General features: G+C 42.7%; 16 protein-coding genes, 1 tRNA gene and 1 pseudogene. 13 read left to right on the top strand and 5 right to left on the bottom strand.

What is annotated here, in order from left to right:
• The first annotated feature begins 791 nt into the window (after positions 1–791).
• The 4 genes from HEQ19_07600 to HEQ19_07585 all read left to right on the top strand — a co-directional run bounded on the left by HEQ19_07600 (position 792) and on the right by HEQ19_07585 (position 3,430).
• Positions 792–1,001, top strand: coding sequence for a hypothetical protein (locus HEQ19_07600; GenBank protein ID WYL98098.1), 210 nt, complete (start codon positions 792–794; stop codon positions 999–1,001).
• The gene (psbV, locus tag HEQ19_07595) at positions 994–1,485 is read left to right on the top strand and encodes a photosystem II cytochrome c-550 (GenBank protein WYL99411.1); all 492 of its coding nucleotides are present in this window, start codon (positions 994–996) and stop codon (positions 1,483–1,485) included. Before HEQ19_07600 ends, psbV begins: the two co-directional genes overlap by 8 nt.
• A 260-nt stretch (positions 1,486–1,745) precedes the next feature.
• A complete protein-coding gene (gene petE, locus HEQ19_07590) occupies positions 1,746–2,165 on the top strand; it encodes a plastocyanin (GenBank protein WYL99410.1) in 420 nt (139 codons plus the stop codon).
• Positions 2,166–3,085: 920 nt separating this feature from the next.
• Positions 3,086–3,430: a c-type cytochrome gene (locus HEQ19_07585; GenBank protein ID WYM03299.1), complete on the top strand. Its 345-nt coding sequence runs from the start codon at positions 3,086–3,088 to the stop codon at positions 3,428–3,430.
• Positions 3,431–3,520: 90 nt separating this feature from the next.
• Here HEQ19_07585 and HEQ19_07580 read toward each other — a convergent pair whose 3' ends face one another.
• The gene (locus HEQ19_07580) at positions 3,521–5,227 is read right to left on the bottom strand and encodes a hypothetical protein (protein ID WYL99409.1); all 1,707 of its coding nucleotides are present in this window, start codon (positions 5,225–5,227) and stop codon (positions 3,521–3,523) included.
• Positions 5,228–5,659: 432 nt separating this feature from the next.
• On the opposite strand from HEQ19_07580, the gene HEQ19_07575 reads away from it, so the two are divergent.
• The gene (locus HEQ19_07575; protein WYL99408.1) at positions 5,660–6,292 is read left to right on the top strand and encodes a cytochrome b N-terminal domain-containing protein; all 633 of its coding nucleotides are present in this window, start codon (positions 5,660–5,662) and stop codon (positions 6,290–6,292) included.
• Between the two features lie 295 nt (positions 6,293–6,587).
• On the top strand, positions 6,588–7,826 hold the full coding sequence (locus tag HEQ19_07570) for a transposase (protein WYL99407.1): 1,239 nt from the start codon (positions 6,588–6,590) through the stop codon (positions 7,824–7,826).
• Positions 7,827–7,841: 15 nt separating this feature from the next.
• Here HEQ19_07570 and HEQ19_07565 read toward each other — a convergent pair whose 3' ends face one another.
• Positions 7,842–9,761: a cation:proton antiporter gene (locus HEQ19_07565; GenBank protein ID WYL99406.1), complete on the bottom strand. Its 1,920-nt coding sequence runs from the start codon at positions 9,759–9,761 to the stop codon at positions 7,842–7,844.
• Between the two features lie 289 nt (positions 9,762–10,050).
• On the opposite strand from HEQ19_07565, the gene HEQ19_07560 reads away from it, so the two are divergent.
• Positions 10,051–10,123: transfer RNA gene (locus HEQ19_07560), tRNA-Glu, on the top strand.
• A 120-nt stretch (positions 10,124–10,243) separates the two neighbouring features.
• On the opposite strand, the gene HEQ19_07555 is transcribed toward HEQ19_07560, so the two are convergent.
• The 3 genes from HEQ19_07555 to HEQ19_07545 form a co-directional block, all read right to left on the bottom strand.
• Complete coding sequence (locus HEQ19_07555) at positions 10,244–10,843, bottom strand: SRPBCC family protein (GenBank protein WYL99405.1); 600 nt, start codon at positions 10,841–10,843, stop codon at positions 10,244–10,246.
• The gene (locus HEQ19_07550) at positions 10,812–12,845 is read right to left on the bottom strand and encodes a GAF domain-containing protein (GenBank protein ID WYL99404.1); all 2,034 of its coding nucleotides are present in this window, start codon (positions 12,843–12,845) and stop codon (positions 10,812–10,814) included. Before HEQ19_07550 ends, HEQ19_07555 begins: the two co-directional genes overlap by 32 nt.
• 550 nt (positions 12,846–13,395) lie before the next feature.
• Entirely contained in the window at positions 13,396–13,731 is a 336-nt protein-coding gene (locus HEQ19_07545; GenBank protein WYL99403.1) for a hypothetical protein, read from the bottom strand.
• A gap of 71 nt (positions 13,732–13,802) precedes the next feature.
• Between HEQ19_07545 and HEQ19_07540 the strand changes: the two genes are divergently transcribed.
• The 6 genes and pseudogenes from HEQ19_07540 (at position 13,803) to HEQ19_07515 (ending at position 17,615) form a co-directional block, all read left to right on the top strand.
• On the top strand, positions 13,803–14,051 hold the full coding sequence (locus HEQ19_07540; protein ID WYL99402.1) for a hypothetical protein: 249 nt from the start codon (positions 13,803–13,805) through the stop codon (positions 14,049–14,051).
• Between the two features lie 109 nt (positions 14,052–14,160).
• On the top strand, positions 14,161–14,550 hold the full coding sequence (locus HEQ19_07535; protein WYL99401.1) for an alr0857 family protein: 390 nt from the start codon (positions 14,161–14,163) through the stop codon (positions 14,548–14,550).
• A 109-nt stretch (positions 14,551–14,659) separates the two neighbouring features.
• Positions 14,660–14,746: pseudogene (locus HEQ19_07530) on the top strand (IS5/IS1182 family transposase).
• A 306-nt stretch (positions 14,747–15,052) separates the two neighbouring features.
• Entirely contained in the window at positions 15,053–15,175 is a 123-nt protein-coding gene (locus HEQ19_07525; GenBank protein WYL99400.1) for a DUF928 domain-containing protein, read from the top strand.
• Positions 15,176–15,310: 135 nt separating this feature from the next.
• Positions 15,311–16,690 (top strand): guanitoxin biosynthesis MATE family efflux transporter GntT, encoded by a 1,380-nt coding sequence (gene gntT / locus HEQ19_07520; GenBank protein WYL99399.1) that lies wholly within the window; start codon positions 15,311–15,313, stop codon positions 16,688–16,690.
• A complete protein-coding gene (locus HEQ19_07515) occupies positions 16,668–17,615 on the top strand; it encodes an aldo/keto reductase family protein (protein ID WYL99398.1) in 948 nt (315 codons plus the stop codon). The genes gntT and HEQ19_07515 overlap by 23 nt, the downstream gene beginning before the upstream one ends.
• The last annotated feature ends 7 nt before the right edge of the window (positions 17,616–17,622 follow it).

Below are 17,622 nucleotides of genomic sequence, written 5' to 3'. Positions count from 1 at the left end.
ACGTGTAGGCGTTAATGTATGCCTTCATATAAAAAGCCTACCTACCCCTATGGTGGGGGGTAGGGGTATGATGTTTTTGTGTGTGGTCAGAGTTGTGTTTTGGTCGCTTGGGCATGGCGATAAACCAAAATTTTTTGTGAACTCGCTTAATAACTGAATTTACCGAATAATGTTGCCCAATTTTGATTAAAGTATTTGGTCGTTACAATAGTTTTTAAATGAAGATTTCAGCTATTCAAAAGTTTCTTAATAATGATAATCAAATAAAGGGGGAAGAAGACGAGCGTCGCTCGCCTTCTTCCCCACACCACCGCGCACGATTATCATTCTTATTTGAATTATTTTGAGTATTTTAACTGATTGACAAAATGCATTTTATCTTAACCTATCACGGATGGTCGGGCTAGGTGATGTAAGACGGGCTATGCCTGCTATTGCTGTTTGAATCCAGAATCCCTGAACTTTCAGATCAGGGAGTATGTCAAGCCTTTTTCAATCGCTACTTAGGGGGGAAAGGTTAGGAGTGAGGAGTCATTTCCCCCATCTTCCCCTCCGCCGATCCCCATCTCAAGCACAACCGTATTTTCGGCAACAAATTGCACTCCTAACGTGATATTGGTATTACAGCGACTCAATCTCTATTTACCAGTTAACAAGCATTATGGGTTTTGCAGACCTATCAATCGCAGAGATAGCAGCAGACTACGGTATTCCTGTGGAACAAGTTGTTTCTCTATGTAACCAACTGGGAATTGCCTATAAACATCAAAGGACCCGTTTGGCGTTCGAGGATGCAAAGGCAATTCTTACCCAAATCCAAATATTGTCCCAAAGATACTCACAAGGTACTACGGGCTGGATGGGTGATACCGAAGTCTTCTGAAAAGCTAGATCGGGCTTTGGTGAATGGCAAAAAACAACTAGCAATTAGCAATGTGGAGATTGAGCATCGCCAATTAGCTGTGTTGAGTGTCAAAATCTTTAAGGGGAAACATGTTTAGAAGAACAATTGGCGTTGTTGTGGCTACTATTTTACTGACAGTTCAGTTTATCGTCGGTAGCGCCTCAGCGTTGGAACTGGATGAAGCTACTCGAACAGTGCCATTAAATGCTCAGGGCGATACGGTCGTACTTAGCCTTAAACAGGTCAAAGAAGGCAAACGTTTATTTAACTTCGCTTGTGCCCAATGTCATGCTGGGGGCGTTACCAAGACTAACCAGAACGTGGGACTAGAACCGGAAGCGTTGGCTGGGGCTTTACCAAACCGTAACAATATTGCAGGCTTGGTGGACTACTTGAAAAATCCGACTACTTATGATGGGGCAATAGAAATTTCTGAATTACACCCCAGCACCAAGAGTTCAGATATTTTCACAACAATGAGAAATCTGACTGATGAGGACTTGACGGCGATCGCTGGTCATATCCTCCTGCAACCCAAAATTGTTGGCATCAAGTGGGGAGGTGGCAAGATTTATTACTAAAGCTTAGTATTAGTGCTGCGTGCTTTAAAGCCCTGCGGGCATGGCTGCGCTTAGAGCGTAGCGGTACGTAGCCCTTGCTGAGTGTTCCTTCTAGGGATGGGAGATTAGTCCCAATCTCTAATCCCCCTTCCCTAGACTACCTGTGTTATTTATTGCTTTTCATTCGCGAAAAAAATTATCTATGACAGATTGTCATATTTAGGCTCAATTGTATTTAAAATAGGAGATGCAACAAAAAAATTATTCCTTAGGAGAGAGCCATGAAATCGATTGCGGCAAGCTGGCGACGCTTTGGTTTAGCTGTGATGACAATTCTTTTAGTTGTTAGCAGCTTCGCTGTATTTACTCCCAGCGCTGCGGCTGATACCTACAAGGTAAAACTTGGTAGTGATAAAGGACTGTTAGCATTTGAACCCAAAACCTTGACAATTAAGCCGGGTGACACTATTGAATGGGTGAACAACAAAGTTCCTCCCCATAATGTTGTGTTTGACAAGGCCAAAAACCCTGACCACAGTTCCGATTTAGCCAAAGCACTATCTCATAAGAAGTTGTTGCTAAGTCCCGGAAAATCTGAAAAAACCACCTTCCCTGCAGACGCCCCTGAAGGTGACTATACCTTCTACTGCGAACCTCACCGTGGCGCAGGTATGGTTGGCAAAATCACTGTTAAATCCTAGAAACAGGGCTTTTGAACCCAGATTATTTTCCCAGGTACTGACTGAAATTAGCACAGAGCAATACCAGATATTTTTCGGGTGGCACACCGATATTGTAACGGCTCTTTAGCCCCCGGATTCATCCGTGGGGGTAAGCCGTTGGCTAATTTATTCGCCGTCCGCTACACTAACCCTCTCCATGTTAAAATAATGAACAACAACATTTGTTGTATAAAGTTTCGGCTGAGACTGTTGGTTGAAAGTACTACAAAATCAGTCAAAGTTTCTACTCATTAATTGAGTAGAAAGTTTTCCATTTAAACTTGATCAAGCAACTAAATTACTTAGTTGGGGATGGAACAATCCTTGCGGAAGGTTTGATCATGCGGAACATTAATTAATCTGCGAGAACTGCGACTAGTTCAAAGTCTCCTACTTTTGTGGGACAGAGTAGATCTTCCGTAATCCAATAGCTCGTAAGGAGTCGGAACCAGTGAGGGTAAACGAAACTTACGCAGTAAGTTGGAACCCCACGGATAAATCCGGGGGGTAGTTCAGTCTACAGATAACTGGCGGTGTCGAATCCTATACCTATCTAGTAGTCCACCACATGAACAATGCTTGGTAAATTGATTTGTTCGTAGTTGCGCTAATAGCGCTATTGATTGTTGGAGTGCTAAAGCGCAACTACAAACAAACCCTCACAACTTATGTGGAAAGACCATACAAATTTCCCTGATCACAAAATAAAGCTGCTCAACATTTATTTTTCGCGTTGTGCTTAATGGGGAAATAGATTGAGATATTTTCCTCACAGCTAAAAGTATTTAACTGAAATACATATCCGCATATGTAATCCCATCTCTAAGGCTTCTATCCGCCATAAAATAGTTAATGGAGACGGTTTTCAGTTGCTGGAAGCTTTGTGTGAGGAGAATACCTTGAAAATAGTGTTATTTATTCTGCTGTTAGCGATCGCTCTATTTAGATTTACATTCATTCTGCCAGCTCTAGCTGCCGAAACAACCTCCGGGTCCAAAATCTTCGATAATAACTGTTCTAAGTGTCATATAGGTGGTGGAAATATCCTCATCAGCGAGAAAACCTTGGAAAAGGCAGCTATGTTAAAATACCTGGAAAATTATGACAAACAATCTATCGAGGCTATTATCTACCAAGTGCGGAACGGAAAAAATGCTATGCCCGCTTTTAAAGGCCAGTTGAGCGATGTGGACATTCTAGTGGTATCTGCTTACGTTTTCGAGAAAGCTGAAAAGGGCTGGTAGGAGCAATTCTCAATCAAAAACTCCACCCACAAGGGGGTGGAGTTTTTGGTCATCAACAGTCAACTGTCAACGGTTCCGATTAAATATTTTTTATTTGGAAGTCCCTGATTGTTCTGAATTAGAACTTTCTATTTTTTCCTTCAGTTCACGCAGCTGACGTATGAGTTGTTTAGCAGATTCTACAGTGGGCGCAGACTGATTGCTAGTGTTATCCGGCGTAGCAGTCGCTGCTGGTGTGGGTGCTGGCTGTTTGCTTCTGATTAGCAGTTCGGATAATGGTTTGCGAGTCGTTACCGGCGCAGAAACTGGCTGCTTGCTATTGACTTCTGGTGTGGTTTGTGCTGGTTTCTCGCTAGGTGTCGATACAGGCGCTGGCTGTTTGCTATTGACCTCTGGTGCGATTGGCGCTGGTTTCTCAGTAGCTGCTGGTGTGGGCGCTGGCTGTTTGCGTCTCATTAGCAGTTCGGATAATGGTTTGGGAGACGTTACCGGTGCGGCAACTGGCTGCTTGCTATTGACTTCTGGTGTGGTTTGTGCTGGTTTATCACTAGGTGTCGATGCAGGCGCTGGCTGTTTGCTATTGACATCTGGCGTGGTTAATGCTGGTTTATCAGGAAGTGACTGTACCGGCAATGGCTGTTGAGTAGCCCCAGCTGTATTGCTGTTGTTTTGGAACCGCAGGCTAAATGGGTAATAGCTGGTTTTGCTATGTCCTTTGGGGGGATTGGTGCTGAAATATTCCCTGGCTTTTTGTAATAGATCAGGAGAAACCGACTTGTCTTGGAACTGAATGTCTAAAACCTTGCCATCAGCATCTACCACCAATCCACCGATAACTGTGCCTTCCTGCCCCGGTTTATCCGTAGCAATTATGTCACGGATGACAGCTTTTTCATCCGCACTTGGGTATTGTTGCTGGACGGTTTTTCTGAGATCTTCATAGGAGTTTACCTTAGAGATCTCTTGTCCGGTGATTTTTGCAGGCAACTCTGGTGTTTTTGGTGTCGATCCCTGCTGCCATTGGGGAATACTATCTTGTCCGAGGGTTAAATTATCCCCCACTTGTGGAGTTGTGTCAATGCGAGCTATTAGCTCCCCGTTTTGAGCTACTTTGGATGCATCGTCACCAGACTGGGGCGTTTGTGGAGTGGTATTATTCTGTTCAGTAGTATTGGGAGTACTTCCATATGGAATGGGAGATGGGGTATTGGGCAACCCATCTGGCATTCTTCCCGCTGGTATTGTGGGTAATTTATTGATAGGTAAGGGCTGGGCTTCTCCCATTGCTATGTCCCCACCATTAAAACGCGGCACTGATTGGGGGAATTTGCTGTTGGTATTGAAACCAGAGGTATCAAATGGCAGATTTCCCCTGGGAACTATCCGCAAAGACTGTCCTTTGGGTAATGAAGAAATACGATAGTTCCCCCCAGATGTGGGAATAGGAGGTACTACCAGCTGGCTAGATCCTGGTGGTGGTGGTGGTAACACAGGCAAAGCCGTTAAAGCACCCGGATTGAAGCTAGTTCCTGGCGATGGCGGAAATTGCGATTGTAGCGGAAATTGGGATGGGTTTGCCGCTTGTGCTTGTGGCAGACGCTGTTGGTCGGCTTGGCTTAACTCCATCACTCCGACTGATTTTTTCGATGCTGAATCCTTGGTTTGATTCGAGTCTATAGGCATCAAAGGCACAATCAACGCCATAGCACCGTGGATACCAACAGATGCTATAGCTGCTATCCCAGTTGGCTGGCTTAAGATTTCTGGTATATTTTTCAGCAGGGAGACGTAAGACATAACTGTTATCGTTCACTCAGCTCAGTTGCGGTTGACTATTAATAATGATCTTGCACGATACTATGACGGTAGATGGTCCCTTAAAAATAATAACTTCCGATGCTGGGACTCGAAACAGCAAGATTTGCTTTTTTCTAGGGGTTCCTTTTTCAAGGACGCACTATTGTACTTCAAAGTTGCACTTTATGACGAGATTTAAAAAAATTACCACTTTTGGTGTTGATGATTTCCACCAGTGAACCAGAAACTTATGGTAGTTGCAAGTTTAGGCAATCACGTCTATCTGAATATATAGCTATGTTCGCTCAAGTCGCCTGTTTCACCGTCAGCCCAATTTTAACCTGAGTGGTCAGTTATGAGAAATATTAATATTTCTTAGTTAAGATCGTAATAAAAGTACACATTTTTTCGCGAAGGAAAGAGGGGTTAGCCATGCAAAGCACCCAGTTTGAGCGGATGTTACGGCGACTGGCGACGATATTATCTGTAGTGATTCTTACCCTGTGCTTGATTAACGTGACTACGGGCATTTTGCTGTCGTTTTACTACGAACCCACAGCAGGCGGTGCTTATGAGTCGTTGAAAATGATTAATACAGAGGTAACATACGGCTGGTTATTCCGCAAAACCCATGATATTGCTGGTAACGCAGTCATTGCGATCGCCCTGATACAAGTTGTAGTGATGTTTTTAGGTCGGCAATTTCGCAAAAGTTGGTTGACCGCTTGGATCAGTGGGATTTTCTTGACCTTAAGTGTCATTGGGCTAGATTGGACAGAAATGATTCTCGGTTGGGATCAATTAGGATACTGGCGTTTTAGCATTGAGCTAGGAACTATCGAAGCAATTCCTTTCATTGGTGGGCAATTGCGAGACATCCTGACTGGTGGTGGAGCCATTAGCACCGTCACTGTTGAACACCTTTACGCCATTCACAGTGATATTATTTCAGTTGCTGCCATAATTCTGGCTGTGGTGCATTTATCTGCTTTACTTTGGCAAGAAAAGGAAATATTCATAGCACCACCAGAAATCAACAACAGCAATTTTATCAGAACGCCGTAATACCCCATCCGTCTATACGGTGGGGATGTAAGGCGGCGATTGACGATTGCATCTGTAATCAATTTTTGCCGCAGGCAAGACAGAGGACAGATGTATGAGGAATGAGCTATTTCATATTCGCCAATGCGAGGGTTTTAAAACAGTTATCAGTTATCAGTCCTGACAGCGTATGGTGGGGGATTAAAACAGTTATCAGTTATCAGTTATCAGTTATCAGTTATCAGTCCCATGAAGGATTTAACTGATAACTGTTATAATTAGAGTAGATCAAAATCAACAAGGAGGTGGTAAAGCAGTGCTAGTACTAGAGTACAAAGCAGTAGTAAATAAAAATCAGACGACTGCTATTGAGGAAGCTATTCTGACAACTCAATTCATTAGGAACAAGGCTATCCGCTATTGGATGGATGCGCCTAGAGAGTCCAAAATCAATAAAATAGCTTTAAACAATTACTCTACAGCACTGCGTAAAGAGTTTAAATTTGTTGAGGAATTAAACTCGATGGCTTGTCAGTCTGCAACTGAAAGGGCGTGGACATCTATTGATAGGTTCTATCAAAACTGCAAAAAGAAGGTATCAGGTAAAAAGGGATATCCTCGGTTTCAAAAAAATAACCGTTCAGTTGAGTATAAGACCTGTGGATGGTCTTTACATCAGACTAAAAGACGAATCACCTTTACTGATAAAAAAGGCATTGGTGAGCTTAAGTTATTGGGGAAGTGGGATATTCATGCATACCCAGTTAAATCCATTAAGAGAGTCAGAATTGTTAAACGTGCAGATGGTTTTTATGTCCAATTCTGCTTGGATATAGAAGCGACTCTTGAGCCAAGAACAGGTGATGGTGAGATTGGTCTAGATGTGGGATTGGAGCATTTTTACTCCGATTCCAATGGACATCATGAACCCAATCCCAGGTTCTTGAGGAAAGCCGAAAAGTCAATTAAACACGCTCAAAGACAGATTTACAAAAAAGAAAAAGGTAAAAACCAAAGACGAAAAGCGAGAGTGAGATATGCTCGAAAACATTTAAGAGTAAGTAGGCAACGTAATGAGCATTCTAAGAGACTAGGACGCTGCGTATGCAAGCTTAACAGTTTAGTAGCCTATGAAAACTTAAATGTTAAGAACATGGTAAAAAATCACTGTCTTGCGAAGTCCATTAATGATGTGGGCTGGACTCTATTTCGCCAATGGTTAGAATATTTCGCAACTAAGTTTGGAACTGTTGTAGTTGCTGTTCCTCCGCAATATACAAGCCAAAATTGCAGCAATTGTGGTGTAATTGTCAAAAAATCTTTGTCAGTTCGCACCCATGCTTGTAAATGCGGTTGTGTTTTGCAGAGGGATCATAATGCAGCGCTGAATATTCTAAGTCTTGGTAAACAAACTACCGGAGGGCATCCGGGAAGTAACGCTACAGGACTAGCGACCTCTACTCTACTTGGGGAAACCCTGGTAAAGCAAGTAGCTAGGAGGAATGTAGAATCCCCACCTTCCCTGCGGGACGCTGCGCGAACAAGGTACTCCTAAGGTGGGGAGTGTCAATCAACCATCGGGAGCCTCAGTAGTAGAAAGTTGAGCGAATTTAGCTAGGGGGACTTCTTCCACCTCCGGTAAAGTTTCTAAAGAAAGGCGAGTAGATTGGGTAGCACCAGATAAGCGCTTTAAAAGATTAGGTCTGGGGTCATACAAGAGGTAGATAATGCGATCGCCAATTACCCACTCTTGGTTAGCTGGCATAACTTGCAAACGTTCTTCTCGTTCTACCAATAAGGGTACTAGCTCCCCAGCCCTAATTTTTTCCTGTATATGTTCCTGTTGACTGGCAAATTCTGATTCATTCAGGGTGGTTGTCCCCAACTTGACTCGCCCATCATTCAAATACTCATTCCAAGTTTTAATCCCCAAATCAGGGATAAAAGCTTGATTAACTTTATTATTTGTGCCATTAGTCGCTTGCGGGTCACGGGGAAAAACTGCTAAAACACGAGGTGGATTAAAATCCTCAGCAGCCCGTTGCGCTAAGACAAAATTCACTTCTCCACTACTAGTCATCGCCAAAAAAGTTCCCATCGAGGCCAGTCCCGCCTCTTCCAACACCGAACCATCCAGCGCACTGCTAGCAATCACCTGCACCTCTTGGGCTTCGGCTTGGGCAAAAAAATCCGGTTCAGTATCGATCATCACCACATCTTCTCCCCGTTCTTGAAAGAATCGGGCAATCAAAAGACTTAAGGGATGACAACCGACAATCACCACCCCAGTAGCCTCTTGAGAGGTGATTTTTAAGCATTGAGCAACCCAGCCTGCGGTTAGCCCTTGGCAGACAACTGTCATAATAATTGTCAGGAAGACTAGAGCCTTAATCGCATCACCACCGTTGATACCCCGCTGTGTGAGTGAAATTGCAAATAAAGAAGCTACAGAAGCAGAAACAATTCCCCTAGGTGCAACCCAACTTAAGAACAGTTTCTGTCGCCAATTGAGGTCACTGTTCAAGGTACACAACAAAATGTTAATTGGTCGAACGACGAACATTAGTACCAAAACAGTCCATAAACTGCCCCAACCCAAGGCAAACACACTAGCAATAGATAAATCAGCCGCTAACAGGATAAACAACACCGAGACGCCCAGAATTGTCAGTTGACCTTTGAAATGTCGCAAGAGTCGCTCTTCTGGTACCGATGAGTTAGCAAATACTGCACCTGCGACTACTGTTGTCATGACACCCGATTCACTGCGGATGCTTTGGGCTAAAGTAAACAGACCCCACAGCACCGCCAGCACCACGAGATTTTTTAGTTCAAAAGACAGAAAATTGGCGCGTTTGAAAATTAAGCTCATCAAGTAACCCCCAGCCGCACCAATTGCGCCACCAATACCCAGGCGCATGGCCAGACCGATAATGGCGTTGATTGGGTCAGCATCACCATTTAAGATGGTGTCGAGGACAACGAAGGCGAGAATTGCTCCCACAGGGTCAATTAACACTCCTTCCCCTTCCAACAGTGTTGCCACTTGGCGATCCACGTTAATTTGTCTGAGTAAGGAATTAATTACAGTTGGCCCTGTAACCACAACAATCGAAGCATAAAGAAAAGCTATATTCCACGGAAATTCACCCAGCCAATGCGCCGCCATGCTACCGCCCAGCAGAGTGATTAGCGTTCCTAAAGTGACGAGCAATTGTAGACTAACCGAAACTCTACCCAACTTTCTCAAATCCAGGTTCAGCCCACCTTCAAACAAAATTATTGCCGTCGCTAAGGCGACAATCACTTCCAGTCCAGTGCCTAATAAATGCGGGTGCAATACGCCGATGCCATCAGACCCTAGCAGAATGCCCAGTAGCAGCAACAAGACAATGCTTGGTACTCGGAGGTATGCAGCCAGGACTTGGGCACTAATGCCTGCGAAAACGGTGATCACCATTTGTAGGGTGATTTCAAAAGATGCTTCCATGTTGTAGATTTTGAGCGATTTATTTCAAAATCTTCTGTAAAGGATAGAAAACGTTAACTCTACGGGGTACAACATCATACCCTTTATTGTTGACTGAATCTAGAGGTGTTATCATACTTAGTTCATTATAATACCCTATTTTTTCCCTATTTGCCAAACAGCAGCCAACATAGCAATCATCAGCTTCAACTGTTCACCTGCACCTAATTTAGCTAGGAAAAATTTTTTTAGCAAAAGCTGTTGACATCTGCTGGAAAATTGGTTAATTTATAAAAGGTCTGAGACACACGCCCCCATCGTCTAGAGGCCTAGGACACCTCCCTTTCACGGAGGTAACGGGGATTCGAATTCCCCTGGGGGTATTTAAAGAAAAGTAAAAGGTAAAGTTTATATTTTACTTTTTATAGAAGTAAACAATTGTAGGGTGGGCAATGCCCACCCTAACGAATTTATAAGGAAGGCTTGCTTCCTGAATTTCTTAATTAGGAATTACTAATTATAATTTGTACACGGTGGTAAATGGCGAGTAGATTTGACCGGATATCTTTGGTGAGGCGTGGTTCAATAATTGCGACTGGCATAGTGAGCTTAGGCCAAACTTGGATTGTGTAGCAGAGATTAGTACCCATAAGCTCACCGAGGGAATAAGGCTCTAAACACCAGCTACCAGTAAAGCCTTTGAAATCTCCCTCGACCATGCGAAAATTGATTTCTTTGGGAAAGTATTCTTCGAGATCGAAAACTACACGCGCACAAAAATTGAAGTTGAGTAAGCGTTGAGAACCTATCTGCTCTAGTCGAATACCACCTTGAGGATGCTCTAGTAGACGGCTCTTGGCAAGGCTGGGAATAAATTCAGCCAAAGCCTCATAATCTGTCAAGACCTGCCAAACTGTTTCCACAGGATGGGGAATTTGAATTTTAGCAGTAATTTGTCGTTGTCGGTCTGCTATTTTATCTACTTGGACGGCTACAGATGGTAAAACATCTGTAGCATCTGCCAAGTTCGCTTTGAGGTTAGCGTCAAGGTCGGTTGTGGTGGTATGTTGTTCAGTCACTTTTAGAATATGGTTTGCTGTCATCAGAAAACTGAGGCAAAGTAAGAGTGAAGCAAATTTCGCTCAGATCAGAATCGGATATTTGCTTACTCTCAACGGTTATCTTCCCATTTAAATGCTGTCCCAGAGACTTGGCTAGAGCTAGACCCAAACCAGTACCTGGAATCCAGCGTCCTTTACCGCGACGGAACTTGTCAAAGATGTAGGTCGCTTCTTCTTGTGAGATGCCATGCCCTATGTTAGTTACTTTAATAATAACTTGATCGAGCAGTTGTTCAACCTGGTGAGTGGCTTGCAAATAAACAGTCGTGTCAGGGTGCGAGTATTTACAGGCGTTAGTTAACAACTCTTGGAGGATGCGGTCAAAACTTTCTATTTCGGTTTGCAGTGTTAATGGTTCCTCAGGTAAATCTACAGAAATATTTAATCCTTTATCGGCGAGTTTTTTGGTAATTGATGCGGCTAAATCTTTAATTTTGAGATTTAAATCAATGGGTTCAAATTGGGGTACTTCTTGGTGAGACTCTAATTTTTGCAGTGTCAGTAAGTCATTAATTAAATTAATTTCTTTGGTACACTCTTGCTCTAGAATATCCAAGTACCTAATTTGACGATCAGGAGTTATCCCCGGCAGACGTAAATTACGGATTGACATCAGCATATTTGTCAGAGGATAACGCAGGCGATCGCTCATATTGCTCAAAAATTCATCTTTGAGTTCGTTGAGTTCTCGCAATTGCTCAACGTATTGTCTGGTCCTTTCATGGAGTTTGGCTTGTAGTTCCAGACTGCTTTGTAGCTTGGCTGTGCGCTCATCTACCAAATTTTGTACTTGTCGCAATGTCTGTGACTGAATAATGGCATTGCTAACTTGGGCACAGACCATTTCTACCAGATTTAATTCTGCTATTTGCCAAGTGCGAGCCACCGCTTGCTGTAGGACTAAAAATCCTAAGATTTTACCTTGACTTTCTAATGGTACTAACAGCGCTGCAGGCAATTTTTCCATATCAAACAATGCAGCCGCTGTCAAGGTATCCTGTTGCTCTGTGTAGTCATTAATGAGGACTGGTTTACCGGGATCTGTAAACACACGCTGACATAAACCACACTCAGCAACCGAGAATGACCTATCGTCCAAGCTAGATGAGGTAGTCGAGGAGATTTTGTTGTCCCGATTCCATTCGCATAGGATCGTCGCTTTTGCCTTAGGAACTTGCTTTTTAGCGCGAGTTTTAAACAGAGGATCTGTATATTTCAATAATATAAGTAGTCCCCGATCCGCCTGTAGAGATTCGGCGGTAGAGGTAATTACTAGTTGGAGCATTTGATTTAACTCCAAATTGCTACGATTTAGTATAGTTAATTGCTTGATTAAGCTATGATGTTGGTTACTCTTTTGTAGATATTGTTGTTGAAAAGCAATCAGATGTAATTGTTCCACTTGAGCAAAAGCGATCGCACAAGATGGCTCGATTGCTTTGAGCAGTTCTTTTTGGGACTGACTCCAATCATAGGTTTGAAATTTCAACAGCAGAATTACCCCATTATTTTTGCCACCAATTCGGGTAGGAATCGCCAAAACAGCTTTTACAGGTAATGGCAAAGACTGACACCCAGTTACCAGACTTTTCTGAATGGTGGAAATGTCCTCAATATTTAAGGGTTCTGCAGCGCATTGTATGACTGGCAAATCTATAGACAACTGTTCAATGGAGAACATCTGATCTGGATGCGATAATCCGAGATATTCGCCAGCGCACCAATTAACAGTAGTTGGTTCAGTAGAACCCTCGCTGATGACTGTAACTAAGCTGCAGCAATCAACCTGGAATACCACTCCTAGCAATTGGGCTATTTCTTGCAGGATCAATGTTGTCGCCGAACTATTGGCGATGATTTCGTTAATCTTTTGTGCCAACTGGTGGGCTGGTGGTTCCTGATGCTGCATCAGCTTGACTTGGTATTGTTGTAGTCGATCTAAGTCATCTGGGCACTGTGGCGGCGATGATAAACGCTTTTTCATTCCTGGTACGCTCTTGGATAACGACCCTAACTTGTTTGCACCCTACTTTTTGGCTGATTGTTCACCGTTAGTTGTATTGATGCACCCTGATGAATTCCAAATTTTTTATGAATACTTGCTCTCACCTGTTATAGCCCCTTTCTATGTCAGATGACTAAGTTCCTGAGAATATTAAACCAACTTATACATAAGTAATAAGATACCTAGAATATACCAAAACATATCAGCCGCATAACTTTTGGCTTGTTGGTTTTGAGTTAATTTACTAACGTTGACTTAGAATATCCTTTCTGTAACTGTACATAAACCGTAATTTCTCTGGAATTGAGGCAGGAGGTCTAAAATTGTTTTACGCATTAATACGTAATTAATTGTTGGTTGACGTGATAATTTTTTCATATTTATTTTTTGAGTGAGCTAGGGGATTATGGGTCAAGGCTAATAGTTATAATTTATCATTAGATTTATTTATTTAATTCATAAGAATATGTTATGAGTGCAGCCCTGTGACTAATTAGGGAAACAGGGCTACATTCACGTAAATACAAAACTATCCAACCAAACTCTCGACACTCAGAGGAACCATATCGCCAGTCCTCGTTAGTCCTAACAGCATTGGTTGTTGGGCCAGAATGAGTTGACCTGTGAGTACGCAACGTTCTTCTTGTTGAGCGGTAGCGGCGATGCTAGCTCGAATATCGGCTCGCGAAAATCTGGGTTTCCATTCACCTGATTTTTGCTGGACATAATTCCAGAGAATATCACGAATTAAAGCTTGATATCCCTGATTGCCGGCGATTTCTTTGAGTTTATCTTTCAATTCGCGCTCTAGGCGGATGCTGGTAACTTCCATATCGGTGGTTGGGGTGCGAGCGATGGTATGCATGACTTTTTCTCCTTAAAGGTATAGACAGGACAGTAATACAAGTGTAGTATGTTTAATGGAATGTTCAATAGGTGAAATTTTCTGTGAAATCCATTTACCCCATCTCTACTTCCTTGCGTCTTACCAATTGCCGAACCAGTTGGGAATCAGCTGCTGCGGGAGTGGAGTATTTATTTATGGGTGATGGTAGCCGAAATTATCGGCGAATTACAGAGGTTAATTATGATTTTAGATATCTCAGCATAACTGTGCTGAATGCAAAAACACAACTAGACGTAAGTAGCGGGAGGTACAGACTGAGGAATGCTGTACCGATATAAGACCAGAACAGTTTCCGGTCAATTTCCCACCCCCGCTTCACTCAAACAAGAAGCGGGGGTTTTTTTTATGATGTGCAAGCAAACCTGGAAAAACAGGAGAGCATAAGGAATGCTGAAATTAACTTATACCGAAAGGAGCTTTTATTTAGAGTGTCTGACTTTACCGCTGGAGGAATGGGTAACACAGCGAGTGATTTTGGCACTACGAGTCGGTCAATCTTTATACCTTGAACCCAATACCGCTTCCTTTTTGCTTCCTGTTGATTTACCTGGGGTAGAGAGACTAAAAGCTGAGGTGAAACGAGATGACAGGGAAATCATGGCGCTGTCAGTTTGTGACGCTGAATATATGGAAGTGAGGCTGCGGGGTTCTTGGCTATCGGATGGTTCACAGGAGGCTGTGGGTGTGTTTGTTACCACCATAAGCGATGGCACAGAGTACTTTTTACATAAACTTTGGCAGGAAGCGCAAGCCTGCACCTCCGTGATGAGTGAATAAGTAGCGGTCCAGGACCGATGAAAAAACTTCGCGCTTCCCCTCTATCTCGTGGTGGAGGGGGGGGTGGGGTTTTATTTTCCAGCTAGGCGGCTATTGAAGGGTTCTGGGGAAACCAGGTGGACGCAAGCGTGAAGTCAATATGTGGTCAGTCCTGAATGCGATTTTCTATATTTTGGTAGAAGGAGTCAGATGGCGAGGGTAGCAGGCGTGACTTTCCGCCCTATTTCTCAATTATGAGAAATTGAAATCGAATCATCATTGAATTTACTACAAATTGGGGTGGGATAGCCTGCCGTTGGCAGGCTATCCCACCTCACTAACAATGATTATCATTATTAGTAACTGTATATTTTATTTTCTGGAAGTCCCTTGGCGGACTAAAAAAACCAATGTCAGTAGATCTAAAAGTTCTGCGATCGCCAAAAAAAGGCTCAATCAAGGATTTTAGGTCTGAATATTTCTCTAACCAGAAATAGAGAGTGAACTTAGTTATTGGTATGATATGCTCAGGCTAATCGTAGAAGCTAGGCGATCGCATCCCGACAATGCCCAACTAACTAAGCTGTGGCAGAAGTTGTTAAATTCTGTACAACTCGGTGCAATTATTTCTGAAACTCTGGATTAAGCTCATCCTACCCCTCTAGGGTAAAACCCATTTTATCATCCAAACTACCCTTAACAACTGTTAGAGCAGTAAACCGCAATAAATGATTATTGTTGAGACAATTGACCACTTGAGAATTGATTTAATTCCTATTTAATGAACACCAAAGATTTTTCCCAGTACAACTTCCTTTATCGCTTTCTGAAAGCTGCTACTGTCAATGCAGCGTCGAATATTATGATACCCTTATCGGGTGCAATCAGCGTAGCTTTCCTGGGACACCTGTCAAACATTAATTATTTAGCAGGGGTGGCATTAGGTGCTGTTTTGTTTAGTTTTCTCTACGAGAGTTGTTCGTTTATTAAGTCAGCAACAACTGCGATTACATCTCAAGCCGTCGGACGAGATGACCGAGAAGCAATACTTCTAGCAGGACTACAAAATGCCTTAATCGCTTTGGGATTGGGTCTGCTTTTTGTAGTGTTGCAATATCCTCTGGGGAAGCTAGGCTTTATGTTTTTGAGTGCTACGACCGATGTGAAACTAGCAGGTATTGCTTATTTTCATAGCCGGATTTGGGGAGCGCCTGCGGCTTTAGTCAATTTAGTCTTAATGGGATGGTTGCTTGCACGAGAACAAAATCGTCAAGTTTGGTTACTGACTATCATTGGCAATGCTGCTAATGTTGGACTGGATTATCTTTACATTGTTGTTTGGGATTGGTCAAGTATGGGGGCGGGATTTTCCCAAGCTATTAGCCAATATCTCACCTTATTTGTCGGACTTGTCGTGATTAGCCGGGAAGTTTCCTTAAAAGAAATAGCTGCTTTAACAGGAAAAATCATCAATTTGTCTGCCTTAAAAGCTATTTTTGTGATGAATGGCAATCTATCTGTTAGGTCTACAGTTATTGTATCTATTTTTGTGCTATTCACTGCTTTTAGTGCCACACTGGGAACTGAGGTTCTGGCGGAAAATGTTTTACTTCTCCAAATAGTAGCATTAAGTATGTATATGTGTGATGGAGTAGAATATGCCACTGTAACTTTAACTGGTAATTTTCAAGGTCAAAAAGCCACAGATAAATTCGTACCACTTTTGCAAATTGCATTAGCAACTAACTTAGTGATCGCTTTAGTAGTTGGGCTGGTTGCTATTTTTTTTACTAACCCTATACTTTACATATTCACTAACCATTCTGAATTAATAGAAGCAATTAAAGTTTATATCCCTTGGGTAATCCTGGTTATAGTTTCTTCGGGATTTGCTTATATTATAGATGGATATTTTGCTGGTTTGGGTGAGGGAACTGCTATACGCAATACTTACTTGATAAGTGGCTCAATCGGATTTATCTCCCTAACTTTATCAACCTTTTATTTTCATAGTAATCATTTTTTATGGTTATCTTTATCCATGTTTATGTTATCTTGCGCGTTAATTTTAGGGATACAAATACCTATAACTTTTCAATTAAATCAAGAGCAAAATACCAGGGAAATAAAAAATCCAAATGAAATACAGACAATTGGGTAAGAGCGAACTGCACGTTTCCGAGATCAGTCTCGGTTCTTGGGGTATTAATGAAGGTGTAGAAAAGCAGAATGCAGAGGCTTGCATTTACAAAGCCTTTGACCTTGGTATTAACTTTATTGACACTTCTAATTCTTACGCGGCTGGTGGCGCTGAGTCATTTTTGGGTGAAGTATTACAAGGAGTGGAGCGATCCTCATATATCCTAGCGACCAAGGTCTTCTTTCCCATGTCACCTATGGACAGAGGACTGTCAGCAGCGCAGATTAGAAAGCAAATTGATGCTTCCTTAAAGCGATTGCGTACCGATTATGTTGACCTGTATCAATGCCATCGCTACGATCTGAATACACCCTTGGAGGAAACAATGACGGCACTCACTGAGGTAGTACGTCAGGGAAAAGCTCGTTACATCGGCTTTAGTGAGTGGAGTCCTGAGCAAATTCAAGCTGCGTTCAATATTCCTGATGTTGAATGTTTTGTTTCCAGTCAGCCTCAGTATTCTATGCTGTGGCGCACACCTGAAGCGGAAGTGTTTCCATTGTGTGCAGCTAATGCTATTGGTCAGATTGTTTGGTCGCCATTAGCTCAAGGTGTACTTACAGGTAAATACCAGCCAGGACAACTTCCACCTGAAAATTCTCGCGCTGCAAATGAAAAAATGAATTGGTATATGCTGGAGGAGTTGTTTAGCGATCGCATTCTCACAGCAGTACAAAAACTCAAACCCATTGCCCAAGACATAGGGTTGAGTATGCCACAGTTAGCTCTGGCTTGGGTACTAAGCTCTGAGTACATATCTTCAGCCATTATCGGTGCTAGTCGTCCTGAACAAATTGTTGATAACGCTGCTGCATCAGGAGTACAAATGGAAGCAGACGTATTCGCAGCAATTGACCAAGTATTGGTATCAGTCGTTCATAAGTGAGGAAAGT

Origin of the sequence: Gloeotrichia echinulata CP02, assembly GCA_038087035.1 — a bacterium.
Classification (GTDB): Bacteria; Cyanobacteriota; Cyanobacteriia; order Cyanobacteriales; family Nostocaceae; genus Gloeotrichia; species Gloeotrichia echinulata.
Note: the sequence above shows the minus strand (reverse complement) of the source record. Positions and strands in the feature narration are given on the sequence as shown.

Excerpts from the sequence above, each read along its gene's own strand:
- HEQ19_07600 (WYL98098.1), top strand. The coding sequence starts at position 792 with ATGCAAAGGCAATTCTTACCCAAATCCAAATATTGTCCCAAAGATACT.
- psbV (WYL99411.1), top strand. The coding sequence starts at position 994 with ATGTTTAGAAGAACAATTGGCGTTGTTGTGGCTACTATTTTACTGACA.
- petE (WYL99410.1), top strand. The coding sequence starts at position 1,746 with ATGAAATCGATTGCGGCAAGCTGGCGACGCTTTGGTTTAGCTGTGATG.
- HEQ19_07580 (WYL99409.1), bottom strand. The coding sequence starts at position 5,227 with ATGTCTTACGTCTCCCTGCTGAAAAATATACCAGAAATCTTAAGCCAG.
- HEQ19_07575 (WYL99408.1), top strand. The coding sequence starts at position 5,660 with ATGCAAAGCACCCAGTTTGAGCGGATGTTACGGCGACTGGCGACGATA.
- HEQ19_07565 (WYL99406.1), bottom strand. The coding sequence starts at position 9,761 with ATGGAAGCATCTTTTGAAATCACCCTACAAATGGTGATCACCGTTTTC.
- HEQ19_07555 (WYL99405.1), bottom strand. The coding sequence starts at position 10,843 with ATGACAGCAAACCATATTCTAAAAGTGACTGAACAACATACCACCACA.
- HEQ19_07550 (WYL99404.1), bottom strand. The coding sequence starts at position 12,845 with ATGAAAAAGCGTTTATCATCGCCGCCACAGTGCCCAGATGACTTAGAT.
- HEQ19_07545 (WYL99403.1), bottom strand. The coding sequence starts at position 13,731 with ATGCATACCATCGCTCGCACCCCAACCACCGATATGGAAGTTACCAGC.
- HEQ19_07535 (WYL99401.1), top strand. The coding sequence starts at position 14,161 with ATGCTGAAATTAACTTATACCGAAAGGAGCTTTTATTTAGAGTGTCTG.
- HEQ19_07525 (WYL99400.1), top strand. The coding sequence starts at position 15,053 with ATGCTCAGGCTAATCGTAGAAGCTAGGCGATCGCATCCCGACAATGCC.
- gntT (WYL99399.1), top strand. The coding sequence starts at position 15,311 with ATGAACACCAAAGATTTTTCCCAGTACAACTTCCTTTATCGCTTTCTG.
- HEQ19_07515 (WYL99398.1), top strand. The coding sequence starts at position 16,668 with ATGAAATACAGACAATTGGGTAAGAGCGAACTGCACGTTTCCGAGATC.